Source organism: Janthinobacterium sp. SUN128 (genome assembly GCF_030587275.1).
In the GTDB taxonomy this organism is placed as follows: Bacteria; Pseudomonadota; Gammaproteobacteria; order Burkholderiales; family Burkholderiaceae_D; genus Janthinobacterium; species Janthinobacterium lividum.
On record NZ_JAPWHY010000002.1, the window covers coordinates 369,398 to 395,023 of the forward strand.

19 protein-coding genes are annotated in these 25,626 nt (G+C 60.6%); 3 read left to right on the forward strand and 16 right to left on the reverse strand.

Annotated elements, in window-relative coordinates; genetic code table 11:
* Window positions 1–15 precede the first annotated feature (15 nt).
* Complete coding sequence (locus O3297_RS21700) at window positions 16–2,247, reverse strand: TonB-dependent receptor (RefSeq protein WP_305050061.1); 2,232 nt, start codon at window positions 2,245–2,247, stop codon at window positions 16–18.
* A gap of 517 nt (window positions 2,248–2,764) precedes the next feature.
* On the opposite strand from O3297_RS21700, the gene O3297_RS21705 reads away from it, so the two are divergent.
* Both O3297_RS21705 and bla read left to right on the forward strand, forming a co-directional pair.
* Window positions 2,765–5,440 carry a PAS domain-containing protein gene (locus O3297_RS21705; protein WP_305050062.1) on the forward strand — a complete coding sequence of 892 codons (2,676 nt, stop codon included), beginning with the start codon at window positions 2,765–2,767 and terminating at the stop codon, window positions 5,438–5,440.
* On the forward strand, window positions 5,433–6,326 hold the full coding sequence (gene bla / locus O3297_RS21710) for a class A beta-lactamase (RefSeq protein ID WP_305050064.1): 894 nt from the start codon (window positions 5,433–5,435) through the stop codon (window positions 6,324–6,326). The genes O3297_RS21705 and bla overlap by 8 nt, the downstream gene beginning before the upstream one ends.
* On the opposite strand, the gene O3297_RS21715 is transcribed toward bla, so the two are convergent.
* From O3297_RS21715 to O3297_RS21785, 15 genes are all read right to left on the reverse strand, one after another.
* Window positions 6,327–6,761 carry a DUF695 domain-containing protein gene (locus O3297_RS21715; protein WP_151093002.1) on the reverse strand — a complete coding sequence of 145 codons (435 nt, stop codon included), beginning with the start codon at window positions 6,759–6,761 and terminating at the stop codon, window positions 6,327–6,329. It lies immediately after the preceding gene.
* Window positions 6,762–6,805: 44 nt separating this feature from the next.
* Window positions 6,806–7,468: a hypothetical protein gene (locus O3297_RS21720; RefSeq protein ID WP_305050066.1), complete on the reverse strand. Its 663-nt coding sequence runs from the start codon at window positions 7,466–7,468 to the stop codon at window positions 6,806–6,808.
* Between the two features lie 84 nt (window positions 7,469–7,552).
* On the reverse strand, window positions 7,553–7,819 hold the full coding sequence (locus O3297_RS21725; protein WP_305050067.1) for a PAAR domain-containing protein: 267 nt from the start codon (window positions 7,817–7,819) through the stop codon (window positions 7,553–7,555).
* A gap of 13 nt (window positions 7,820–7,832) precedes the next feature.
* Entirely contained in the window at window positions 7,833–9,449 is a 1,617-nt protein-coding gene (locus tag O3297_RS21730; protein ID WP_305050069.1) for a DUF2875 family protein, read from the reverse strand.
* 54 nt (window positions 9,450–9,503) lie between these two features.
* Window positions 9,504–11,798, reverse strand: coding sequence for a DUF3274 domain-containing protein (locus tag O3297_RS21735; RefSeq protein ID WP_305050070.1), 2,295 nt, complete (start codon window positions 11,796–11,798; stop codon window positions 9,504–9,506).
* A gap of 18 nt (window positions 11,799–11,816) precedes the next feature.
* Window positions 11,817–14,606: a type VI secretion system Vgr family protein gene (locus O3297_RS21740; RefSeq protein ID WP_305050071.1), complete on the reverse strand. Its 2,790-nt coding sequence runs from the start codon at window positions 14,604–14,606 to the stop codon at window positions 11,817–11,819.
* A gap of 130 nt (window positions 14,607–14,736) precedes the next feature.
* Window positions 14,737–15,600 carry a hypothetical protein gene (locus O3297_RS21745; RefSeq protein ID WP_305050072.1) on the reverse strand — a complete coding sequence of 288 codons (864 nt, stop codon included), beginning with the start codon at window positions 15,598–15,600 and terminating at the stop codon, window positions 14,737–14,739.
* 75 nt (window positions 15,601–15,675) lie between these two features.
* Window positions 15,676–16,671: a PHB depolymerase family esterase gene (locus O3297_RS21750; protein ID WP_070281050.1), complete on the reverse strand. Its 996-nt coding sequence runs from the start codon at window positions 16,669–16,671 to the stop codon at window positions 15,676–15,678.
* Between the two features lie 84 nt (window positions 16,672–16,755).
* Complete coding sequence (locus O3297_RS21755) at window positions 16,756–18,975, reverse strand: TonB-dependent receptor (RefSeq protein ID WP_305050073.1); 2,220 nt, start codon at window positions 18,973–18,975, stop codon at window positions 16,756–16,758.
* Between the two features lie 148 nt (window positions 18,976–19,123).
* Entirely contained in the window at window positions 19,124–19,930 is an 807-nt protein-coding gene (locus O3297_RS21760; RefSeq protein ID WP_305050074.1) for an alpha/beta fold hydrolase, read from the reverse strand.
* 116 nt (window positions 19,931–20,046) lie between these two features.
* The gene (locus tag O3297_RS21765; RefSeq protein WP_034784500.1) at window positions 20,047–20,685 is read right to left on the reverse strand and encodes a TetR/AcrR family transcriptional regulator; all 639 of its coding nucleotides are present in this window, start codon (window positions 20,683–20,685) and stop codon (window positions 20,047–20,049) included.
* Between the two features lie 107 nt (window positions 20,686–20,792).
* A complete protein-coding gene (locus tag O3297_RS21770; protein ID WP_305050075.1) occupies window positions 20,793–21,749 on the reverse strand; it encodes a bifunctional helix-turn-helix transcriptional regulator/GNAT family N-acetyltransferase in 957 nt (318 codons plus the stop codon).
* A gap of 97 nt (window positions 21,750–21,846) precedes the next feature.
* On the reverse strand, window positions 21,847–22,272 hold the full coding sequence (locus O3297_RS21775) for a hypothetical protein (RefSeq protein ID WP_176382049.1): 426 nt from the start codon (window positions 22,270–22,272) through the stop codon (window positions 21,847–21,849).
* Between the two features lie 27 nt (window positions 22,273–22,299).
* Entirely contained in the window at window positions 22,300–22,725 is a 426-nt protein-coding gene (locus O3297_RS21780; protein WP_099395294.1) for a hypothetical protein, read from the reverse strand.
* A gap of 66 nt (window positions 22,726–22,791) precedes the next feature.
* Window positions 22,792–24,747 (reverse strand): PKD domain-containing protein, encoded by a 1,956-nt coding sequence (locus O3297_RS21785; RefSeq protein ID WP_305050079.1) that lies wholly within the window; start codon window positions 24,745–24,747, stop codon window positions 22,792–22,794.
* Window positions 24,748–25,128: 381 nt separating this feature from the next.
* On the opposite strand from O3297_RS21785, the gene O3297_RS21790 reads away from it, so the two are divergent.
* Window positions 25,129–25,623 carry a hypothetical protein gene (locus O3297_RS21790; RefSeq protein WP_305050080.1) on the forward strand — a complete coding sequence of 165 codons (495 nt, stop codon included), beginning with the start codon at window positions 25,129–25,131 and terminating at the stop codon, window positions 25,621–25,623.
* Window positions 25,624–25,626 lie beyond the last annotated feature (3 nt).

Sequence of the window (25,626 nt, forward strand, 5' to 3'; positions counted from 1 at the left end):
CCTGAAGTCTGGCAATTAGAAGTTGCCTTTAAATTGCACCCCAAACTGACGTGGCTCATTGATGAAGCCCGTGCGGTTGTTGAAGTCGATGGCGCCCGTGATACGCTGGGTGTCGGTGATGTTGCGGCCAAAAGCGGCCACTTCATACTTGCCGGCATCCCAAGTGTAGCCTACGCGCAAGCCGCCTTCGACCATCGGCTTGCCGGTGAACTCGGTTGCTTCATACAGGAAGAAGTTGATCTTGCTGCGGTATGCCCAGTCCGTGAAGACAAAGAATTCGCCGTTTTCCATCGGGATCGAATAACGGCCCGTGGCGGTGATCGTCCACTTCGGCGCTTGCGGCAATGGATTGCCATCGATGATGGCACGGTTGCCGGTGGTCAGCGGATCGGTCACGGTGCAACGCGTTTGGGCGCAGGTGGCGATCGACAGGCTCGGGTCCTTGATTTCCGTGAAGTTGTAGCTGCCGCCCAGGGACATCTTCAGGCTAGGCGTGACAAAACCTTCCAGTTCCAGTTCCGCGCCACGGCCATTCGTCTTGGCTGCGTTGATCAGGCGCGTCACGTTCGAGGTGCCGCCAACGACCGTCAATTGCTGGTTCTTCACCTGGTAGTTGTACAGGCTGAAGGCGACGCGGGCGCGGCGCTCGAACAGGTCAGCCTTGATGCCCGCTTCGAACGAGGTGATGGTTTCGGCATCGGCCACGGTGACGGGCACGCTGGTGCTGGCCGGGGCGATGCTCGGCGCGCGGAAACCGGTGGCGACACGGCCGTAGAAGTTCACGTCCTTGTTGTATTTATAGGTACCGCTCAAGTCCCAGTTGACCTTGGCCTTGCTGACATCGGCGCTGGTCGGGTTGACCTGCACGATGTTGGTCGCTTCCACCGTGTTGAAATCCTTCTTGTCCTTGGTATAGCGCAAACCGGCGCGCAGCATGAAGTCATCGCTGACGGCGTAGTTGACGGAACCAAACGTTGCCCAGGCCGAGTTCTTCTGGCGGCTGGCCAGGTGCGTGGTCAGCACATGCGTGTCGGTATTGAAGTTGTCGGTGAAACCGTTGGCATCTTCATTGAAGTAGTACACGCCGGCCTGCCAGTTGAGGGGACCGGCATTCTTCGATTCGGCGCGGAATTCTTGCGAGTATTGTTTCACGCTGGTGATGCCGCCAGCCGTTTCAACCTGGAAAGGAATGACGCCGGGGCCCGTCGGCGTGCCGCCGTCGATGTCGCCATGCGACACGTAATTGCCGACCTGTTCAAAGCCCGTGATCGAGTACAGTTTAATGCCGTCCAGATCCCAGCTCAGGCGGGCGCTGGCGCCGTTGGTGCGCAGGCGCTGGAAGTTCGGTGCATTCGTGAACGACTTGTTCGGGTCGAAACCGTCGACGATATCGTTCGTGCCCTGCTTGATCATGTTGGCGTAGAAGACGCGCGCGCTGCCCGTGGTGTTGCGCTGGTGCACATTGAACAGGGCATTGAAGGTGGTGTTCGGTGCGTACAGCAGTTGCACGCGCTCGGCGTGTTCGTTGTAGCCGTCCAGCGCGTTTTTCTGGCCCGTAAAGGTGTTGTCGACGTAATCGTCGCGGTGCTGGCGCAGGGTCGAGAAGCGCAGCGCCCATTCTTTGCTCAGCGGCACGTTGACGGCGCCGTCAAAGTTGGTCGTGTTGTGCGTGGCGGCGGAAACGTTGTAATAGCCTTCAACCTTGTCCAGGTTCGGCTTGACGGATTCGAACTTGACCACGCCGGCAGGCGTATTGCGGCCGAACAAGGTGCCTTGCGGGCCGCGCAACACTTCCACGCCAGCCACGTCGAAAATCGGATAGCCCTTGAGGATCGGATTTTCTTGCACGACATCGTCGTAAATCAGGGAAACAGGTTGCGATGCAAAAATGTTGAAGTCGGTATTGCCGTAGCCACGGATGTAGAAGCGGGGGAAGGTGCGGCCATTCGACGATTCCACGTTCAGGCTCGGCACTTTGCCGGCCAGCACGCGAATGTCTTGTCCGCTGGACACCAGCACGTCGAGCTTCTCGTCGCGCAGCAGCGACACGGAGACTGGCACGTCGCGGATATTTTCCTTGCGGCGCTGCGCCGTCACGGTCACGGTTTCCAGCTGGCTGGCGGCAGGGGTCGTATCAGCAGCGACTTCATCAGCATAAGCCGAGCCGATAGGCAAGGCAGCGGACAGTGCCAGCATAGCAGCGCTTTTGGCGCACAAACGCTTGTGCATCTTGGACATCTTGATCATGTTGTTTCCCAGAAGTTTAAAAAAGAATTGCGAAACCTGTCTCCGGGTTATGTACGGCGCTGGATGATCGTCTGCACCATCACGGTGCAGCAGCGCGAGCGGATGTTTCTCCGCCCATGGCGTCACTGGCTCTGCCCTGGCTGTCGTCCACGCCGACAGCGGTCTGGCCGCATCTCTGGGATGTCTGATGAACACCAACTTTTGAGTAAGGCGCCAATTTAATTCAAGCGCCTTATACGCTGCAAGAATATTGTTATGTAAAATATTCATTCATCAACATAATGCGCTGACTAGTGGTTATTCAGCCACAATAGCGCCCTTGTCTCGCTATTTCCTTGCTATTTCCCCCGATCACTTGCCGCCTGGCGCGATTTTTTCACCAACCCTGAGAAAGTGGAAACGGCGTCCTGCAAGACAGCCCAGAGCGTATAAATAGTTGTAATATCGCCAGAATTGAGTTGCCAGGCCGCCCCATTCCGGTGCGGCGGGGCCCCCTGCACCATCGTCCATAACCTCCATGCCAGAACCCAGCCAGCCCAGCAACGCCGTCCCGTCCTCCACCGTCGCCGCCCAAGCGGCGCATTTACTGCTGAGCGCCCATTGCGACATCGTCTGGAGCACGAAAACCTTCGGCCAGTTCGATGCCGACCAGCCATCCTGGCGCGCCTTCACGGGCCAGACCGAGGCTGAACTGCTGGGCCGCGGCTGGGTCAATGCCCTGCATCCGGACGACCGCAACTTGCCTTACGTCATGCCATCGCACCTGACCAGCGTGTTCGAAGCGGAATACCGGCTGCGCCACGTCAGCGGCACTTACCGCAACATGCTCGTGCGCATGCTGCCTGTGCTGGCGCCTGACGGCAGCATCGTTGAATGGCTGGGCTCGCATTGCGACGTGACGCAGCAACGGCAGACGGAACAGCGGCTGCGCCTGGCCATGCAGGGCGGCCGCATGGGCACGTGGGAGATCGACCTGGGCAGCGGCAGCATGACCGGCTCCGATGCCTTCAAGGCCAATCTGGGCTTGCCGCCGGACAGCCACATCGATTACGCGCAACTGACGGGCGCCATGCTCGACGGCGACCTGCAGCACTGGCAGACGGTGGTGCACGCCGCCATCGCCAGCGCCAGTGATTTCGAAATCGACATCCGCGTGCGCTGGCCCGATGGCGCGCTGCACTGGGCGCACATGCGCGGCACCTGCGCCAGCGATGGCGCCGGCAACGTGATCGCCCTGTCCGGCATCTCGCTCGACCTGACGACCAGCAAGCAAAACGAGGAAACCCTGCGCCTGACCCTGGCGGCCGGCGAAGTGGCCACCTGGAACTGGGATATCGTTGCCGACCGGGTCACGGCCGACAGCAATATGGCGCGCTTGTTCCCCGTCAATGCCGATGCTGCCACGGCGGCGCCGCTGGCGCGCTACCTGGACCTCATCCATCCCGATGACCGCGAGCAAGTCAGCGCGCAGATTACCCAGGCATTGCACGCACACACGCCGTTCGAGGCCAGTTACCGCGTCGGCGACGGCGACGGCCAATACCGCTCGGTCATCGCGCGGGGCCGTGCCGAATACGCGCCCGATGGCACACCCCTGCAATTGCCAGGCGTCCTGCTCGACATCACGCGCCAGAAACAGGTGGAAGATGCGCTGCGCCGCAGCGAGGAACGCTACCGCACCTTGATTGAGCTGATGGACCAGGCCTTTTGCGTCATCGAAATGCTGTACGACGAGCAAGGCCGCCCCATCGATTTCCGCTACCTGGAGGGCAACGCCGCCTTCGTCAAGCAGTCGGGGCTGGTCAATGCCATCGGCAAGACCATCCGCAGCTTCGTGCCCGACCACGACCAGCACTGGTTCGACCTGTACGACCAGGTCGTCAAGACTGGCGAACCCGTGCGCTACGAAAACGAAGCCGTGGCCATGGAGCGCTGGTTCGAGGTCTTCGCCGCGCGCCTGGGCGGCCCCGGCAGCCGCCTGCTGACGGTATTGTTCAGCGACATCAGCGAGCGCAAGCGTTCTGAGCAGCAATTGCGCCAGCTGGCCGACAACCTGTCCGAAATGGACCGTCGCAAGACGGAATTCCTCGCCACCCTGGCGCACGAACTGCGCAACCCGCTGGCGCCCATCCGCAACGGCTTGCAAATCATGCGCCTGGCCGCCGACAAGCCCGCCACCGTGGCGCGCGTGCGCGACGTGATGGAGCGACAAGTCAATCAGATGGTGCATCTGGTCAATGATTTGCTGGATGTGGCACGCATCACGCGGGGCCAGATCGAACTCAAGCTGGAACGCGCGGACTTGAAAAGCATCATCGCGGGCGCCGTGGAAACGAGCATGCCGCTGATCGAAGCGGGCCGCCACCAGTTGCAGGTGCAACTTGCTGAAGAGGCGCTGCCGCTTGAGGCCGACCCCACGCGCCTGGCGCAAGTGCTGGGCAACCTGCTCAACAATGCCGCCAAGTACACGCCTGCCGGCGGCCACATCGCCTTGCGCGCGCGGCGCGATGGCAACGAGGCGCTGATCGAGGTGCAGGACAGCGGCGTGGGCATTCCCGCCGAATCGCTGGCTACCGTCTTCGACATGTTCACCCAGGTGGGACAGAACATGGGGCGCGCGCAGGGCGGGCTGGGCATCGGCCTGTCGCTGGTGCGGCGCCTGGCCGAGTTGCATGGCGGCAGCGCCACGGCGGCCAGTCCAGGCGCCGGCCTGGGCAGCACCTTCAGCGTGCGCCTGCCACTGCTGGAGGAGGAAGCGAAGGCGCCTGCCGTACTGGCTGCGCCTGCCAACACCACCAGCGGCCCGCACTTCCGCGTGCTGGTGGTCGACGACAATGTCGATGCGGCCGATACCCTCGCCGCCGTGCTCGACATGATGGGCCATGCCGCGCAAGTGGCCCACGATGGCGCGCAAGCCCTGGCCTTGGTGCCGCAATTCTTGCCAGACGTTATATTCCTCGATATCGGCCTGCCCGGCATGAGCGGCTATGAAGTGGCGCGCGCGCTGCGCCGGATACCGGCCGGCGCCAACGTCGTGCTCGTGGCATTGACGGGCTGGGGCGCCGAAAATGACCGCAGTCAATCGAGCGCGGCCGGCTTCGACTACCATTTGACCAAACCGGCCAACCTGCTCGCCATCGGCGAACTGCTGGCCGCCCTTCCCACTCCCAACACTCCTACAAACCATGACTGAATCCCTGAACCACGTCCGCCGCAACCTCCTGCTGGCCGGCGGCGCCGCCCTGCTGTGCCCGGCACCGCTGCTGTTTGCCGCGCCCGCCACCAGCATCGCCGAAGCACAGACACAACTGGCCGCGCTGGAAAAAGCCGCAGGCGGACGCCTCGGCGTTGCCGCCTGGCGCCAGGGCAGCGACCTGCGCGTTGCCTATCGCGCCGACGAACGCTTTCCCCTGGCCAGCACCTTCAAGGCGATGCTGGCGGCCGCCGTGCTGGCCCGCAGCGTCAGCCAGCCGGGCTTGCTGGACCAGCACGTGCGTTACGAGAAAAAAGACCTGGTCACCTATTCGCCCATCACGGAGAAGCATCTGGCCGACGGCATGACCGTGGCCGATCTGTGCGCCGCCACCTTGCAGTACAGCGACAATAGCGCGGCCAATTTCTTGATGACCTTATTAGGCGGGCCGCAAGCCGTGACGGCCTATGCGCGCAGCATCGGCAATACGGTGTTCCAACTGGAACGCTGGGAAACGGAATTGAATAGCGCCATCCCCGGCGAAGTGCGCGACACGGCCAGCCCCGCGTCGATGGCGCACAGCTTGCAGCAATTGTTATTGGGAAATAGCTTGCCAGCGCCGCAGCGCCAGCAACTGGACGCCTGGATGCGCGGCAACACGACGGGCGACAAACGCATCCGCGCCGGCGTACCGGCCGGCTGGCAGGTGGCCGACAAGACAGGCTCGGGCGCGTATGGCAGCGTCAACGATATCGGCGTGGCCTACCCGACCAGCGGCGCGCCGCTGGTGATCGCCGTGTACTACACGCGCGAACAGAAAAAAGCGGACACAAATCAGGACATCATCACGGCCGCCACGCGCATCGTGACGGCCGCGCTGGTCTGATTATTTCGGCAGTGCGGCCATGAAACCCGCGTAAGTCGACCAGGCGGGGTCGGCCGCGCTGCGGATTTCAATCGGGAACTTTGGACGCGGCGCCAGCGCCGTGTTCAGGCGATTGAAGAATTCTTCGCCCGACTGCGTGTAGTAAATCCATTCGCGCAGGTTTTCACCCGTCGATACGAGGGCCAGGGTGGCGAAGCCGCCCTCTTCCACCACGGGTGCCAGCGCCGCTTCCAGCTCTTCCATGTGCTCGCGCTCGTTCGGTGCGGGCATGCCCGTCTCGTCCTCGTAGCGCCAGGCGATGATGATGCGGTCCGGCTGCGACGACAGGTCCCAGTCGTCATGGAAGGCGTCGACATAGCGGTAGATGATGGCCATCTCGTCGCTATGCGTGACGATGGTGCCCCAACTGCGGGCGGAAGTGGAGTTTTCGTTCATGGTTGCAACAGTCAAAAAGTGAAATCGGGCAAAGGGCGAGCAGTCTACAGCACTGGCGGGCAAGTCACATTCCACGCGTCATACTGGGCACCGCTCTTGCGCAGCCAGACGTGGGCGTAGCTGTCGCGGTCGCTCTTGAATACCAGCGCATAACGCTCTTCGGCCCGCGGTGCGGCGGCGCCCACGTCGACGCCCGCCAGCGCAAACTTCAGCGCCCGCAACGGGGCACAGGCCGTGTTACCCGCCATCAATAATCGCGCCCGCTCCAGCAGCGGCTTCTGATACAGCAACACGCCTTCCAGCTCCACATCGGGAACGCGTTGCAGCATGCGCACGGGTTCGGCCACCGCGCGGCAGGTGCCACGGTCGAGCCAGGCGTAATACTCCATGCCCGCCTCTTGCCAGCGCGCCTGCTTGCCCTCGCCGTGCAGCACGAACTTGGTGCGCTGCGTACGGCACAGCGCGCCATGTCCACGATACGGCGACGTTTCCACGCTGCCCACCACTTCGCTGCCACGGCCACCGACCACGGGCACGCTCTCGAACACGGTGCGCGCAGCCGGCTCGCCCGGATATTGCTGCGCATAAAATTCCAGCAAGGAAGCGCGCTGCTGCGCATCCACCGCCACCGCCTCGGCGGCACTGGCAGGGAGGCACATGGCCGACACTACACACAGCGCCAAGGGGCGCACGAAATAACCTGGCATGGCATTCCTTCAATCTGAGTCTAGGGCGGGTATCGCCCAAGCGCAGATTATATAGTTACCGGGAAATGGCAGGCGGACGCGGCGTCAGGAGGTGCGCAAGGCGGCGCCGCCAGCGAGCAACTTGGCGCCACAGGTGGTGGTATCGCCTTCGAAGGCGATGGCAATGCCGTTGATGCTGTGCCGGGACGAGCCGCCGGCAATCTTGCAGCCCTGATGTCCCTTGATGGGGCAGCTGCACAAATCCCCGACGCAGGCGACAGGAATCCCGTTGACCGTAAAATGCGTGGCGGCACAACTGAGCACCTTGCCGCCATGCGACGTGGCGTCGCCCAAACGGATGACTTTGCGCATACAGCCTCCCGAATTATTGTCCCGCCTGGCTTTCCAGGATGGCTTCCACCGATGGCGCCGCGTAATTGGCCGGATCGACGGCAGCTGTGACGCGGCTGCGGAAGATATCGCCATTGGCATCCTGCTGCCGGCGTTTGGCGTCCGATGGCGGCGTGATGAAGATGATGCTCGCTTCATTATTGTCGCGCAGATTGATCGCCGCACTGGCGCCGCCATCGCGATAGCTGCCCATCACGCCAATGGCCATCTGCATGAACCAGGTCGCCGCACCGGTATTGCCCAGACGATGGTCGGTATTGATGAACTGCGCGCTCTTGCTGCTGTCGATTTCCGGTCCACCCTGTGACGCGTAGTCGTGCAACATGCTTTCCAACATCAGCAACTGCTCGGGCTGGTTTCCAGTCCCTGCCACGATGCGCGCCGCCCCCTTGCCGCGCTCCGCTTCCGGCAAGGTCTGCAGCGCCTGCTGCCAGCCTGCATTGAATATCTTCTGGCGCTGGTCACGCCGCGTGACGGGCTTGCCCTCTTCATCCGCAAATTTGACAAACACGGGCCGATGCACGAAACCGAACGAGGGCAAACGGTCAAAGGTTTCCATCTGTTCCCGGTTCCACGGAATAGGAAACCACGGCGTCGGTTTCCAGTCACGCGGGGGACGATTTTCCCAGGGGTTGAGTTTGTCGAAAGTATGCAAGCCCACGCCGCGGATATCGGGCCGCTGGGCGAAGGCGGCGGCAGCGGCGAGCCATTCGGCGACGGTGGGTTGACGTTCGCTAAAGGCTTCGGGTCGCTGCTGTTTCGCGCGTGAAGGCAGCGACTGCATGACGTCGTAATACATGCCACGCAGTTTATCCTGGACGAACTTATTCTCCGGGTCATCCCATACAAATGGGCGCAACGGTTCTATTCGTTCGCGGCGTGCCAGGATGAATACCGCCGTGGCATCAGGCATATCTGGGATGAAATATCCATTTACCAATTTCCTTGCAGTGCCTGGCTTACGATTACCATCCCGCGTGCCAACGCTGTCCTCGGAGTGTAAGGCGACGTAGGGTACGTCAGGATGCTTGTCGAAAAAATCAAATACGTCAATAAGCAATTGGTCAGGATGTTCATCCAGCTTCCATGAAGCCAAGGAAAATAGGTGCAAGGGCATTCCCCCCGTGGCAGCGCCAGCCACGAGTCCCGCCATCGGCTCAATCAAACTCGGTTGTGCATTCGGGTCAAGAATGGGGGTTCCTGCATAAAACGAAGGCAGGTTCCAATACATCGGAGTGAAATTGATGCCATTTTCCAGCGCATCGTAGGCTCTGCTACCACTGTCGCCATCCTTGTCATCAGCCGTCCAGGGATATTTCTTGGGATCTTGTTCGCGTATGCTCGTGTAAGGACTTCCTTTTTGCAAGGCTCCCCACAATTTACCCTGCCGGTATTTGTCCAGCGTCACACCCAATCCGATCACTTCCAGCACGTACTCCTGCCGTGGCTCCACCGGTTTCTTTGGCTGTTTTTCCTGAACCTGTAATGCAATTTCACGCGCCTGACTTTTCGATAAAGCACCTAACCATAACAAGCAAAAAAATAAAATTACAACAACTATTGATATTCCAAACCAACGAAGCGTCATCATGGTTATCACCTTTTTGCCTGCAGTTTCGGAAAAATAATCGGTCCAAGCGAGTTGCTACCGACGAGACTTCGACACTTCATTTATTTTGCTTTTTTCGCTCACTATTTTTATATTTTTTGTTTGTGACGCTACAATTTTCCACAATGGTCCTGATAGCAAGGGCAGTCCTGCCGGCAAAATCCCAGTGTTGTAATAGTCAATGCTGCCATTGATCACGGCACTTCTCCAGGCCGGTTCTACGGATAAATATGGGGCGAACTCCAATACGAATTTTTCTTTTATCCGTATTCCTTTACGCCCTTTATCGTGGCTCTTCAGGTCCTTCACTCGCCAATCCGCCACCGCACACAGATATGCATAAAACTGCGGATCTGACGACGCCTTGCCACTGCCTATGGCCACGTCATACGCCGTCACCTGGCTGTGATTCTTCGCGCTGCCGATGATGGAACTATGGAAAGATCTTGGACTCACTTCACGTTGCCAGCGCAAGCGTGACTCATTCGGGCTTTCCTGAATCTGTGCCACGACCTTGCTGTCTGGGTAGCGTTTCGCGGAAACAACTTCGCGTTGATCCTGCTTGTCTTTCACGTGCAGTCCTTTTTCCTTGTTGTAGCTTGCCGTCATCAATGCCAACTCTCGTTGACTGAGATATTCTTCCCTTTCGGGAAACTTTTGATAGCCTCCCGGGTCAGGACGATATTCGCTGCGTATCTGCATACCGCTTCCGCTGGTCGGTGCTACCGACGCATCGCAGGGATCGACTTCTTCCACAGGTCCCTGATCTTCAGGTTTACGGTTTCGCATCATGGACGTTGTGGGAATATTGGCGGGATCAATTTGCGAGGTGCCACGCAAGTCGGCCGGTACCGGTTGTTTCAACGCTTCGCCAGTGATGGTGCGTACGCCATTGCGCTGTTCCACCTTGCTCAATCTGGTATTGACAGGCCACGCCACCGCCTTGTGTAGCGCACGATGACTACGCAAGGAAACCTCCACATGGGACTGTTCGCTTTCTGTCGCGAGCCTTAGCGGAAAATCAAAAGGCGGCGGCTTGCCTACCAACGACACCGTGGTCTTTCCCGTAGCCGGATCCAGTCTGGTCTTGTTGCTGAATACCCGCTGATAAAACCTGCCGCCCAGTTCCGCCAGCGCGCCGCGTACCTGCTTGTGCTCCACCATCTTGGTATGTCCGGAAGAGATACTGTACCCATCAAGACTGGATGTCTCCTCTTCTTCTATGAGTTCACTTCCCGAGGCATAATCGGGCACGCCATCCCATCCTATGCCCTGGATATTATCCAGCGCCACCGTCATATCTTCAGGGCAAAAATACAGATAGACCTTGCGGCGATTGTCGCGGTCATCAGCGCCCTGCCAGCGGCCGCCGACCATGCCGCGATGTTCGTCCTTCTTCAGGTCGGCAAACGGCGGCATGCAAGGCTGACCGTTACCCTTCGCCACCCCGGCAACTATATTCACCAAGGTCTTCAGACGCGCACCCAGCGTCTGCGCACCACTGAGCAAATGGTAATAGGGCTTCATCGCCGCATCCTCACCGCCATCGAACCAGGCAGCGCCTCGCATCAACAGCGGCAGGCTGTCCACCAGGCTGTACGGCGGATGCGTGAGTATCAAATTATCGGCTGGCGCCAGCCCCTTCTCCATCAACATGGCTTGCGCCAGCAGCGACAGCAGGCAACCCTGGCTATGCGCAACGATGCTGACGGTATCATCCGCATCGTAATCGCGGATCATGGAAATGAGCGCGGCCAGCCGCTGGGCCGCCAGCACCATATACATGCGTCCGGGCGCCGTCCTCAGTGGCCGCAAGGCATCCCCCATGGGATCGGCTGGCGCATAGATTCCCGGACGCCACATATCGGGCAAATTACTGGTGGCATTGCCGAACGGCCCGCCTTCCTTGGACAGGTCCTTGTCGAGGCGGTTACCGTAACGGTCGACAAACTGGCCGTTGACGGAACTCGTCTTACCTTCAACTTCACGGTAGCCCCAGTAAAACGAAATCACTGGGCTATCGGTGTCCTTGTCTATCGTGCGCTTGAAGAATACGGCGTCAGGATCGTCTTCCAGCCTGTCCTTGTCCGCCGCCACGGGCATGCGGTAAGAAGCTGGCGTAAAGCCGCGCCCCAGCCTTTGCGTCAAGCCTTCGCACAAGCCATGTTCCACCGCCTTGTAGCTGACGCCCACATCGTTGACGCCATGGATGACGATGATATTGCCCGGCAGGTTGCGGCGTATCTTGACCTTTTTGCACACGCTGCGTTCGCAATGCAGGATCGCCACGTCCTCACCCACGACGTACGGTACTTTCGGATAGCTGCCCATCGCACTCTCCTGGCCTCATCAATCCTTGTTGTTGAATACTTCGATGGCGGCCAGGTGCATTGCCGCGCGCTCCAGCACGTCCGTCTTGCCGCTCCCATCGCTGCGCCCATCGGCCGCCGAACCATCGCCCAGCTTCACGGCAAAGTGCGCCTGCGGCGCCAGCTGCGGTGCTGGCGGTACGCCATCGACGGCACTGTCGTCGCCCGCGTACTGAAAAATGAATTGCTGATCGGCCTTGCCTTCGGCAAAGCTTGGCAATTGCACTGCCATGCTTTGCGGGTCGTTGAAGACAAAGTTGGGCGCATTGAACTGCAGCGGCGACTTGCTGCCAAAGCTGATGCCGTCGGCGATGCGGATGAAAGCGCCGTGCTTGGAAATCAAAACGATTTCATCGGCCATGCCAATCACCTTGCCTTCGCTGGCCGTCAGCTTCAGGTTTTTCGCCGCATTGATTTCCATGTCGTCATGCTGGCTTTGCAGCAGGAACTTGCCATGGTGGGCGATGGCGCGGATGCCGTCCGCGTGGGAAAACAGCGAGATACCCTTGCCCGCATTCACACTGTAGCGCTGGCCAGCCACCGCCTGCAGGTGCTGCTGCGCCACGGTATCGATGCTGCCGGCGGCGTAGCTGACGATAGCCGTCGAACTGGCAAAGCTGATGCCGGCGGGCGCCGTGACGGCTATCGCCGCCGCCCCACCCAGCTCGGCACGGGGCGCCGTATTGCTGCCGCCTTCCCAGCCTTTCAAGCTGTGCTGCAGCTCCTGCTGCGCGTGGTCTTCCTGTTCCAGTGCCTGATGCGTCGCCGCATAGCTGCCAAGCGAGCGAAACAATTCCAGGCAGTTTTCCATCAAGCCCAGATATTCGCTGCGCGCCATGTGGCCGCCATCGCCGTTCAGGCGCTTCCAGGCGGAAATCAGCATGCCCTTGCCCGCCCGCATCGCCAACTGCTCGTCGGTACGCAATTCAGCGCCCTCGCCCCGCGCATCGCCCTGGCCATTGCGCCGGTCCTGCGTCAGCCAGCCCAGGTTGAGCTGGGTGGAACCATGATCGCTGGCAAGCTGGGTATTGATTTGTCCGTGGACATCATCAAAGCGCAGCTGGTTGCCACGCGTGCCCTTGATTTCGCGGCTCTTCATGCCGGACAAATAACGGTTGCCGGGCAAGTCGCCTGCCTTGCTCAAGGCAGCCGGCTGCGCGTTGTGGTTGTACAACTGGCCCACGATAATGGGCCGGTCCGGATCGCCACCGAGAAAGGCCAGCAAGACTTCGCTGCCCACGCGGGGCAAGCCCAGATAGCCGCATTGCAGCATGCTGCCGGGTCCGCTTCCCGCCCAGCTCGACGCGACGCGCACCCAGGCCGAATCGGCATCCGTGTCGGAGGCGCCCGTGCCGCCTGCATGCTCGTGATCCAGCGCGCGCGTGGCGGGAAAGCGCACCTTGACCCGGCCCATCGCGTCGCAATGGACTTCCTCATTCGCAGGCCCCACCACCACGGCGCTTTGCATGGGAACTAGCGGCAGGTCGATGCGCGCATCGTAGGCTGGAACAATGGGCACGCCGCGCCGCACGGCAGCCAGTTCAATATGCATGCGCAAGGGGCCATCGTCCACCGCCGCCGCCAGTTCGCGCTGCGGCAGCGATCCGTCATCGGCCAGCCAACGGTTGCGCGCAAACAAACGTGCCACCCTGGCGGCAAGCTCCCTGGGTAAATTATTTTGCGCCGCCACCTGCAGCGACGTGACGACAAAATCACGCTCGGCCGCTGGCAAGGCGTCGATATCGGGATGCTCGGCCAGGCTGAAGTACTCGCCTGGGCACAGGTCGCGCACGCTGCCTTCGGCGTGAAAGCAGTGGCTCTCGTAATCGTGCTGCTGCATGGCCAGCATGCCCAGCTGGCACAAAGCCTCATGATCCGCGCCCGCGCGCGGCGGCAGCACGCGGTAATCATCGAGGGTGGCCGCAATGGCATTGCCATGCATGCCTTGCTGCCCCAAGGCATCGGCAGTCATGAACGGCCGCGCACGCGGGTGTTCCTCATTCCAGCTATGGCGCGTCACCTTGCCCGCCTGCAGCTTGCGCACTTCGCTCCACGACGTCAGGGTATCGCGCTGCTCCGTCGCGCGGTCCGCGTGATAGCGCACGGTGTCCGCCATGTTTTTCCGCAAGCCGTCGGCATGGTTGAACAGCACCAGGGTATGCGCCGGCTCGGCATGTGCATCCGTATTGTCCGCGGCACGAAAAAACCAGGCGACCCCACTGCGCTTGAGCAGGCGCCGCACAAAGGCCGCATCGGACTCATTGTGCTGCATGACAAATTCGCGCTGCGGGTATGCCTGCGCTTCGAAGAAATCGGCAAACGCATACTGGAAGGCGTGCGCCAGCACGGTATTGCTGCGTATCCATTCGTCGAGCAGGGTCTTGACGATCTCGATATCCGTCAGGCGCCGGAATACGCGCGTATTGCAGCGCTTTTCCATGATGGCGAAGGCGTCCGTCAGCACCAGCTGGTAGCTGGCCAGCGCGCCATCGCTGTCACCGGCGCTCGCTTGCGCGACGATGCCGCAAATACTGCGCAGCTGCCCCTGGTCGGTGACGATGTCGAGTGCGGCGGGCAAGGCAATCAAACTACTCAGCGGCAAGTCCGCATGCGTCGAGACACACAGCACGCGGTACTCGATGCCGCCACAGATGGCTTCCCTGCCGGCGATACGCTGCGGTATGAGCACATCGGCGGGCACCTTGGGCGATACCCCCAGGCGCAGGCGCAAGGGACGCTGGGCACCCGATATCGACTCGTCACCGTCCATGGCGTTCTCCTCATTCGCACTTGCATTTAGAGCCTATCCCAGTAGATGAATACATCTCCCTACTGGGATAGGCTCTTAATCAAGCTGGAGAACCGACAATGCCATGGGATGGCAAGGAAATACTTGATATTTAGTAAGAACCCGACAAGGTTTGCAATACTTCCCTCAAACTTTGCCGCTTGGCCAGCAAAGCGGGATCAAACGCCGTCCATTGCTGCAGGCGCATGGCATACGCCGGCGTCATCATCCAGCCGAACACTTCCGCCTTGTCTTCCTCGGGGCCGTAGGCCGCGTACAGGCTGACGAGGCCTGGCTGCGGGTGGCCCAAGTTCTGGAAGCCCTTGCCGTAGGCCGTGGCGCCGCCCTGGCCATAAGCCGTGCCGGGCGGGTTCAAGGCCAGCCAGGCGGGGTCACGGTAATAGAAATCGTTGAACAGGCGGTATTCGATGAAGTGGTAATACTCGTGGTGCACGCGCAGCTCCATGCCGGATGGACACAGGGCGGCCAGCAGGTTGTCGGCATAGACGACGCTGTCGATTTCCGGCGCCGGCATGGCCAGGCGGCGCTGGCCATCCACGCTCAAATCCTTGACCAGCACGACGTGGCGCAAGCCCGTGCGCGCGTAGACGCCGGCCGGGTAGCGTTCCATGGCCGGCAAGACGATACTGAGCAACAATTGCAGCCCGGCGCGGTCTTCTTCCGACGCCGTAAAGGCATGCGCCTCGCTGCCGGGCATCGACAAGGTCCAGGCGGGTGCCAGCTGCAGGGCCGCCAGGCGCGCCGTGGCGATGGCCTGCAATTGCGCCACGCTGGCGTCCTTTGCCGCGACGGGCGCATAGCGCACGTTCCAGTCGCATTCGCTGCGCATGCTGTCTTGCTGGGCGGCACGCTCGAACGCTTGCGCATAGGCGGCCGATGGCGCGGGCGGGCCGACGCTGGCGCAAGCGGACAGCAACGCAAGGGCAAGACAGGACAGCAGGCGGCAAGCAGGCATGGGATCTTTCACAGGCATAAAAAATGGGGCGCAATCGCTGCGCCCCATTGTACAAGCTGCAAGTTTCTCAACCCATCACCGCTGGTAATTCTTGAAGAAATTCCAGCTGATCACGGTGGCGTCCGGACCCAGCTCATCGCTGAACGGCCAGCCGGGAGGACCGCCGCTCCATGCGTGGTTCATGCCTTCCACCGTATACTTTTGCGCGATGACGGCGCCGTTGTGCAGATACGTGTCGATGGAATAGCTGCGGCCGTACGGCACCGTCTGGCGCACGATGCTGTCGGCACGGTAGCGCACGCTGTCATTGTCGAGGCCATCGTCGCCATAATCGCTGGTCTGCAGGAATTGCTCGATGGTTTGCTCGCCGTTGACGGGATTGACGACGATGTCCGAGGTGCCATGGAACACCATTGTCGGCATCAGGCGGCGCGGCGAACCGGAGCAGCGCCAGGCATCCTTGCCCCGTACTTTAGGGTCGAACGAACTGCCGTTGAACAGCGAATCGGCGGCCGTGAGCATGCCGATGGCGCCCTTGTACATGCCGCCCGAATGCACCATCACGGCGGCGAACACGTCGGAATAGCAGGCGGCCATGATGGAGGCCATGGCGCCACCGGCCGAGATACCTGTCACATACACGCGGCTATCCTGCACCGCATACTTGTTCTTGACCTTGTTCAAGATGCCCATCAGCACGGCCGGTTCACCCGTACCCCGCTCCTGGTTCAGCGGCAACATGAAATTCCAGCAGCGCATGGGGTTGGCCGTGGCGTTCTGGCGCGGATAGACAACGATGAAGTTCTCGCTGTCGGCCAGCTGGTTGTAGCGGCTGACGGCGGCCATGCTGTTGGGCTCGGAACCGCAACCGTGCAGCATCAGCACGACGGGCAGCGGCGTGTTCGGATTGTAATTGCTCGGTAGCCAGACCTGGTATTCACGTGTACCCCACAGGCTCGCGTACAGGCCGAAATCCCACTGCCCGGCGGCAGCCGGCAGCGCGGCCAGCAAGCCGCAGGCGGCGATCAGTGCAGATAATAAATGACGCAGTTGTTGATTCAGATGTGCCATGCCAGTCTCCTGATTATTATTCACGACGAAAACAGCGACAACCAACCGGCTTGACGCCCGTCAAGCCGGCACTTCTACAACTTCTTAAAATTTGTAGCCAGCCTTGGCGATGATCTGGCGTGGCGGACCATAGAAACCGTCGAGGATGAACACGGCGGGAATGTTGTAGCCATCCGTGCGGTAGCGTTTATTGCCCAGGTTGCTGCCATGCAAGCTGAAGGTCCAGTTCTTCGGCGCTTCCCACACGACGCCAGCCGTCCAGATGCTGTAGCCGCCCTGCGCCAGGGTTTCGCTCAAGTCCGTGGTCGGGTAGACCTTGCTGCGGTAGCCGTAGCCGACCATGCTGCGCAGCGCGCCGCCGAACACGTCGCGGTCCGTGCGCGTCAGGTTCAAGCCCACTTGCCGGGCTGGCGTATTGCTGAACTTTTGCGTATCCGCGATGTTCTTGCCGCCGCTCATGAACTCGTCATAGCCGGCGCTCAGCAAGGCGAGGAAGCCGTTGACTTCCCACTGGCGGTTGGGACGCCACGAGAATTCGAACTCGGCGCCTTTGACGGTGGCCTTGCCCGCATTCGTGAAGTCGCCATAGAAGCCCGGCACGCCGCCCGGCTGCACATAGCTGGTGAACACGGACAACTGGATATCCTTGTAGCGGTTGTAGAACAGGGCCACGTTGGCGTCAAACGTGTCGTCCGGCGCCGCGTACTTCATGCCCACTTCCAGCGCATCGAGTTTTTCATCCTTGTACGGCCGCGCCGAGTCTGGCACCACCAGGTTGTTGGCGCGCACGTTGTAGCCGCCCGACTTGAAACCGCGCGACAGGTTGCTGTAGAAATTCGTCGTCTTTGACGCTTCGTAGCGCACGGACAGTTTCGGCGAGGTATTACTGACCGATAAGGACTTGTCGAAGTCGGCCGCCGTCTGGATAGGCCGCGTAAAGCCCACGTCGGCGAAAGCACGGTTGAGCACGATGGCGCGCTTTTCCTCGCGCGTGTGGCGCAAGCCCGCATTGATGCTCCACACCTTGCCCAGCGGCCAGGTCCAGTCCGTGTACAACGCCGTGCTGTCCGTCTCCACCGTGCTGACGGCGGCCGTGAACTGGCGCCCCAGGAAATTGTTGTAGATGCCGCCGCCGGCCGTGCCTTCGAAGCGGTACAGGCCGATCACGCCGGCTCCGTAATCGCCGCTGTACGAGGCCTGCAATTCCAGGCTCTTCTGTTCGTCACGCGAGTCGCCGAACACGTCGGCGATGGGCAGCGGCAAGCCGTCGAAGTCGATGGTTTGCTCGGACGTGCTGCGCCGCTTGGCGCCGATCACTTTGACGGACCAGTCATTCGACAAGGTGTAGTTGGCCACCAGCGAGCCGCCCCGGTTGTGCGTGAAGTTGTTGCCCGGCATGCCGCTCTGGATGTCATAGGCATCCGTGCTGGCGGGCCGCTTGAGCGGATCGAAGGCGCTCACGCCCATGCGCTGGAAACCGCGCACGCCCGACTTGTCGTCCGTGGCGTCCAGGCTCAGCACGACGGTGAGCGGGATGTCCTGTGGAAAATAGCCGACGGACAGGCGCGCGGCCGTGCTGTCCTGGTCGCTGACCTGTTCGCCATTGAAGGTGTTGCGGCCGAAACCGTCACGGTCCAGCTTGGCGGCCGCCAGGCGCGCGCGCCAGGTGCCGTTCTCGTTGGCCACATTGAAGGCGGCCTTGAAGTTGCGCTGGTTATAGTTACCGATGCCCACTTCCGCCGAGGCGCCATTTTCCTTCGCCAGCGGACGCGAGATGTACTTGATGGCGCCGCCGATGGTGTTCTTGCCGTACAAAGTGCCTTGCGGACCGCGCAGCACTTCGATGCGCTGCACGTCGAACACGTCGAGCAGGGCGCCTTGCGGACGGGCCATGTAGACGTCGTCGAAATAAATGCCCACGCCCGGGTCCACACCCCAGACGGGGTCGGCCTGGCCCACGCCGCGAATGAAGGCCGTCAGGGTGGTATTCGTGCCGCGCGACGCGTACACGGTCAGGTTCGGCACGCGCTCCTGCAAGTCGGCCAGGTTCTGGATATTCGCCCGCTCCAGGGCCTTGGCGGAAAACGCCGTGACGGCCAGCGGCACGTCCTGCAGCCGCTCTTCGCGGCGGCGGGCGGAAACGGTGACGGTTTCCATGCGTTCTTTCGCATCACTGGCCTCGCTGGCGCTTTGGGCGCTGGTGGCGCCAGACGTGGCGGCCTCCTGTGCCAGGGCCTGGGTGGAAAAGCTGAAGGCACCGGCAACGGCAAGGGCGGCGGGCATCAATTTCAAAGCAAGTTTCATAGCGTCTCCAATGTCAGGCTTGCTTACCGCCAGGGAAGACGGCCGGACTCCAGAATCGCAAGACGTAACGGTACCCGCGCGCGCAATGCGAGCACCTGCCCTGCGATGACTGTGTTCCGGCCCTCGGCCCGTGCGGCGAGTGGCCTGTTTATTTTGAATGTAGAGTAAGGAAGGACTGCAACAAGGTATTCACACGCTGCGCCTGGTCCAGAGGCGTGGCGTGGCGCGAGTTCGCGATGATCTCGATCTCGCACTGCTGAAACTGTGCGGCAAAGGCCCGCTTGCTGGCGACGGGCGTGTAATCCTGGTCCGCCGCCATGATGAAGACGGGCATGGCCAGGGCCTGGAAATGAATGTCGATATCCCAGTGGAAAATGGCGTCCAGCGCGGCCAGGTAGGCGCGCTTGTCCATGCCCGCCATCTGCGTGGCGAAGCGCTCGACGAGGGCTTGCTGGGCCGGATCGGGAAACAGTTTCTTGCCGATGATCTTGCCCATGGCTTTCAGGCCGAAGGTGGCGATCACCGTGCGGCGCAGCCAGTAGGCAAACAGCAGCGCCGCCGGCTTGCTGCCCTGGAACGGCTGGGAATTGATCAGGCACAAGCTGGCCACGCGGCCGGCGGCGCGGTTGGCCATTTCCAGGCCCACCATGCCGCCCAGGGAAAAGCCGACGATGTGCGCGCGCGGCACGTCTAGCTGGTCCATCAGATTGAAGAGGTCGTTGGCGAAGTCGCCGATCTGCCAGTCGCCGTTTGGCGCGGGACTGGCGCCATGGCCACGCAGGTCTGGCACGATCAGGCGGTAGCTTCTGCCGAGGGCGTCGATTTGCGGGCGCCAGTCTTCGGCGCAGGAACCGAGGCCGTGCAACAAAAACACGGGATCGCCCTTCCCTGTCTCGGTGCCGGAATCGAGGTCGAGGTAATGCAATGGAACATCGGATGTCGTGTGACGCCGCATTCTGTCTCCTTGCTGTTGAACATGCTTTGTGTTCAGGTGCAGGAATATATTTTCCTGCTGTTGGAAAACATAATACGGAATCCGAATTCCGATTTCAAGTTAAATCGCTAAATATCTCAAGTCAGGTAATTTAAAGCAACACGCACCAGCTCATCCTCCAGCGCCGCGGCCGATAAAAAGGAGAGCGAGCCCGACAACACGTGTTGGTTCAGGATGCCCAGCAGCACGGGCGGCACCACCATCATCGCCTGCGTGGGGTTCGGATGGCGGATGCTGGCCGACTTGCTGGCCAGCACGGCCACCGTGCGCTGCGAGATCAGATGGTTGATCTGGTGCACCTTGTCGCGGAATTGCGCATCCTGCGAGCAACGGGTGATCAAGGCGCGCAACACGCCGCGCCGGCCCATGTTGACGGCCACGAACATGGCCACCATGGCGCGGATGAACTCTTCCAGGCTGCGCCCTTCCCACTGGCGCAGCTCCGTCAGGGTTTCGACCTTTTCCACCATGTCGGAAAAAAAGCGCTGCAGCAGCAAGCGGCTCAGGGTGTCCTTGTCGCCCAATAAACGGTAAAACGTGCCCACCGAGGTTTCCGCCAGCTTGGCCAGGTCGGCCACGCCGATTTCATCGAAACGGTTTTCCGCCAGCAACTGTTCACCCACCAGCAGCAGGCGTTCGAAGGCCAGCTTGCTGCGCGCCTGGGTGGGCTCGGGTGGAACGATCAACTGCGGGAAGGGCATCGGGAAGGAAGGCATGCGGCGTCGGCGTCTCGAAATAGTGGAACCTGGGTTCCGTTATGGGTGCGCGTATTGTAACGCGGGAGACGGCCGATGGGGAGCGCCGCGTGGCGCCCTCGCGTGTGCTACCTGCCCTGCCACTCCATGTAGACGTCGGCGCGCTGGTAATGGGCGTCGCCGGCGGGCCGCGCCACGTGGGTAAAACCGCTGCTTTCATACAGGCGGATGGCGGGCGCCAGCTTGCTGTTCGATTCCAGGAACAGCAATTGCGCGCCGCTGGCTTCGAAGGCATCGAAAGCCCGTTCGATCAGCTGGCGCGCGATGCCCAGGCCCTGGCATTCGGGCGTGACGGCCATCTTCGACAGCTCGATACTGCCATCGCCGGCGTGGATGAGGGCGCAAGTGCCGACGATCTTGCCGTCCAAACGCGCGAGAAAAATCTGTCCGCCGTCGTCGAGGATCGAGCGTTGCGGATCGGACAGCACCTTGTCGTCCAGCGCCTCGACATAGAAATAGCGTTCCAGCCATTCGATATTCAGGCGCTTGAAATCTGCTCCGTACTGCGCCGCATAATCGATGATCTCCACGGCAGCCCGCTCGCGCTGGCGCCGGCAGGCGGCGATCGTCTCGCCGAATCCCTGCGATTGCAAGCGCGCCTCGGCCCGGTCCAGGCTGGCCATCAGCTGCGGCGCGCCCTGCTCGAACACCACATCGACGGCCGCACGCACATCGTCCCACAGGGGCGCCATGTTGCGCAGCAAGACTTGCCCGGCATCGGACAGCGCCAGCAGGCGCCGCCGTTCATCCTTGGCGTCCGGCATCTCCATCACCACGCCTGCATCGAGCAGCTTGCGCCCCAGCTGCACCACCACAGGGTGCGTCTGCCCGATCTGCGCGGCCAGGGCCGTGATCGCCGTCGGGCCATTGTCGCGCAGCAGCAATAACAAAGGGAAACAGCGCGACGTCAGCTCGACGCCGGCCGCCAGATAGCTGGTATCGACGCCGGCATACAGTTGATCGGAAAGACGGCGCAGGCGGCTGGCCAGCATCAGGGAGCCGTAGGTTTGCAGGGTGGAGGACATGTTGAGCGGGATATATGTAAGTAGTTACGTATACCCTAACGTAAACCAGTTTCCTTGGTCAAGAAGAAGTATTCGCCGCACAACAGGCACGTCGAAGTCAAAACACGCCAGCCTTGCCCGCCTCAAAGGCGTCCTTCCACAAATGGTAGCCCTCCAGTTCGCTTTCATGAACAGCTTCATGGCCTATCAATGACTGCCCCTCCGCCGCGCCCGGACTGCGATTCGGAGCGTGGCCTATCCTGACCGTCCAGCTGCCTTCCAGCGCAGCGGCCTGCGCCTCCTCGGCCGAGTCGAACTCGTATTCGCCGTATGCACAGCCGATGATCAGCAGGTAGTCGTCCTCCGTTGCCACGATGTCCTTGCCGCCCATGTAAATCGCCTCGCCGCGGCCGACCTCGACTGTATCTATCTTCAACACCTTGGAAACAGAAAACTTGCCGCCCTCGTCTTGGGAAAGCAGCAGGTCTCCTTGCTCGAAAGGAAAAGTTTTATAGTCGGGAGGGAAGAAATTTCCTGCAATCATGGTGACACCTTTCAGTTTATATTTACATCAATCTTCATCGGCCAGCGCCGCTTGCAGCCTGGCTCGGAACACCGCCCCGGCCACCTCGCCCAAGGTCGGCCACACCTGCGTCAGCCAGCGCTTGCCCTCCTCGCTCACCGCCACATATGGCGCGTCGCGCGTGGCGCAGGCCTGGCCAATCGCGATGACTTGCCCCGCATCTTCCAGGCCGCCCGCGATCATGGCGTCGATGGGCAAGGCGATCAGCTCGGCGGTCAGATGCGGGCGTAGCAGGCAGGCAGGCGCGATGATGGCGAACGACGCTTCCACATAATTCCAGCAATTGGTGGGCCAGTGGGCGTTTTTCACATTTTCCAGGAAGACAGCATCACTGAGCGTTTCCGGATGGGCTTGCGCCTGCGCATAAAAGGCGGCCAGGGCGACGAGTTGGGGCGGGGAAGTCCAGGTGGGCATGGGAACACAGACAAGAAGGGCTGGCGAATACGGGACCGAAGCCCGGCATTCGCCATATTACATCACTTAATTTGACGTGAAGTCTGCGTTATAAACGAAAGACTGGCCCGTTTCCGCCACAAAGAACTTGTACGTCAGTTTGGCAGTTGCGCTATTCGTCTTGGGCGACACCAGCGAGAAGGTGGCGCTGCTGCCGGCAGGAATGACCTGGCCCGACACCAGACCGACGATGGCTGGAACGACCTTGCCGGTACTGTCGACGGCCGTCACATGGGTAATCATGAAGCTCGTCCCGGCGGCGGCCACCTTGAAGGTATCGACCGTAAAGTTGGCCGCACACGATCCCGAGCACGACTTATGTACCGTCGCATTGGCGAGGTAAGGCAAACCGGCCTTCGTGTCGACCGGACCGGCCCCATTGTCCTGCACCTGGTACAAATTGAGCAGATTCGGCGTCGCCGTCACCGCCATATTATCTTCGCGACTATTCTCCGAGCCATCGTTGACGATTAATGTCGCGACATAACTGCCGGCCATATCTGCGAAAAATGTCGGCTGCGCGGCAGTCAGTGATGATAGCACGGCTGCGCTGCCAGCAGGCTTGCTCCTCAATTGCCAGCGGTATGTCAAGACATCGTGTTCCACATCCGTACTGCCAAGTCCCGTCAAACGCACGGTCGTTCCTGGCGCGACAAACTGATCTATGCCCGCATTGGCCCTCGGCTCCACATTGGTCGAGCTTGCAGTGGCAATAATGGTGGCGGTCGATGGGGCACTGTCGACCGTACCGTCATTGACGACAAGGCTGACGACATAGGTTCCCGGCACATTCGCCCAAAATCTGCTGACTGTCTGGCTGCGGTCCCATTCGCCGGGAAATGGCTGCAGCATACTATTTGCAGGCACGGAGATGAACGTCCATTTATAACTGAGATTGTCGCCGTCCGCATCCGAACTGCCCCTGCCATCGAGGGTCACACCATACGCACTTGCCTGCACACGCTGATCCACCCCGGCATTCGCCACCGGGGCGGCATTCGTGGACGTCGCCGTAATCGTGACGCTCATTGAATCGCTCATTCTCGCTGCGTCCCACACACGCAACGTGGCGACATACGTGCCAGCCTTGTCGGCGATAAAAGAGGGGTTCACCAGCGTTGCGGACGACAACGTGGCAGTACTCCCCACAGGACGGTAAGTCAGGGTCCAGTAATACGTCAGGGCATCGCCATTCGCATCGGAACTTGCGCTGCCGTCGAGAATGACGGTGCTACCTTTGAGCACGTTTTGCGCCACGCCCGCATTGGCCAATGGTCGGACATTGCCGACAACCGCCGTCGTCGTCACGAAAGCCGGCGCACTATCCACCTTGCCATCATTGACAACTAGGCTCAGTTCATAGGCACCCGGCAAATCCACGTCGACATACGGACGCACGGAGTTTGCATCCACGATCCGTGCAGTACTGCCGGCCGGCTTCGATACCAGGCTCCATTTATAGGTGAGGATATCGCCATTCGCATCGCTGCTTGCGCTACCGTCCAACATGATGCCCATACCCGCAACGATGGTCATTGCATGCCCCGCGTTGGCGACCGGCGGTGCATTGGCTACTGATGCGGTGATCGTGACCGAAGACAGCTCGCTGCTGATCTTGCCATCGTTGACCTGCAAGGTGGCCATGTAAGTGCCAGCCACATCGGCGGTAAAGGTCGGTTTCACCGCGAATAAGGAATCGAGGGCGGCGGCACTGGTGACGGGTTTGGAACTCATCACCCATTTATAGGTCAAGGCATCGCCATTGGCGTCGGAGCTGGTACTCGCATCCAGGGTCACGACGCTACCAACCACCACGCTTTGGGTGGGCCCGGCTTGCGCGACTGGCTGCGTATTGACCACGGTGACGGGAGGCGTTACGGGTGGCGCCACGACGCCGCCATTGTCCGCCGCGTCATTGCTCCCGCCCCCACAGGCCGACAAGGCAGCAAAAACCAGCGCACAAAATAAAATTCTACTATTCACGTAATATTCCGATCAGGTTAATGATATTTCACTCGACCCGAATTATTCACGATAAATAAAAAATATGATAGGCAAGCGCTGAATTGAACGGCATAAAAATATCTTAATTCCAGCGCCGTCTTCGTATTATCCATTTCAAATAAAGAAAAATAATCGTATCGAAACCATCGACCAACCTTTATTTGTAAAAATGAGTCACCATGGACAATCTAATTGATAAACACGAAAACAAGGATGATTCATTTTCATCGAAAGGAAATCTGCCACCATCAATAAAATTACAGACAAAGGCAGCACAAGTCATAATGGCAAGTCCGTCGCGATCATTTCATTCACTCCATGCCATCATCATTCGAACGTTGGAAAGCCGAACTTTTAATTGTGGGTAACATCGTCCAGGATGACGATACCTCCACGCCGTCCAATGAAGCGCAGCGGCGCTTCCAGCGCTACTGCGCCATGCTCGATGCGCTGACGGGCACGGAAGGCGCGCAATACGCACTGGCCATTTTTCAATCCGTGCAGGCCGAGCACGACTACGGCGCCTATCAGACGGCCAACCGCGCCGCCTGGCGCTTCGGTGAAACAGTGTATTGCACGGCACTACTACAGGAACTGCCGCGCCTGATCGTCAGCCTGCCCGACTGGGCTGGAGAATTTCTCGTCGGTATCGCCAACGGCGCCGGCACGCCCAGCGCCTCGACCATCACCTGCTTCAACACCGTGCTGGCCACCGCGCCACCGGCGCATCAGGCGCTGATCGCCGCCTTTATTGCACAGGAAGAAGACGACGGCTGGTTCGACCATTGCCCTGGCGTACTGGGGCATCCGTCAAGGCCGGGCGCCTTTCCGCCCCCTGTCAACATCACTACTTGAGGA